This is a genomic window from Microbacterium sp. K35 (assembly GCF_004794375.1).
In the GTDB taxonomy this organism is placed as follows: domain Bacteria; phylum Actinomycetota; class Actinomycetes; order Actinomycetales; family Microbacteriaceae; genus Microbacterium; species Microbacterium sufflavum.
The window spans coordinates 1-413 of the sequence record NZ_SSDM01000082.1 but is presented as its reverse complement, the minus strand read 5'-3'; the positions used below and the strand labels follow the sequence as shown (position 1 = coordinate 413).

1 pseudogene is annotated in these 413 nt (G+C 76.3%); it reads left to right on the top strand.

Annotated elements, in window-relative coordinates:
- Window positions 1-413 (top strand): annotated as a pseudogene (locus DW299_RS02255) (thiamine pyrophosphate-binding protein); the annotation flags it as partial.

The following is a 413-nucleotide window of genomic DNA, read 5'->3' as shown; positions in this document are numbered from 1 at the left end:
TGGCGAGTTCGCGGAGGGCATGCTCGACGAGATCGCGGAGGCGCTGCGCGGCGCCGAGCGTCCGTTCCTCCTCGCCGGACGCGGCGCGTGGCTCGCCGGAGCGGGCGCCGCCCTGGGCGAGCTGGCCGCCCTGACCGGTGCGCTCACCGCCTCGTCCGCGCTCGGTCGCGGCGTCTTCCCCGAGTCGCGGTACGACCTGGGCGTGACGGGCGGGTTCGGAGCCGACGGGGCCATGCAGCTCGTGCGCTCGGCCGACGTCGCCGTGGTCTTCGGTGCCTCGCTCAACCAGTTCACGATGCGGTTCGGCGAGCTGTTCGCCCCGGGCACGCGGGTGTTCCAGATCGACGTCGCCCCGGCCGCGACGCACGCCCACGTCGGCGGGTTCGTGCGGGCCGACGCGCGGCTCGCCGCCG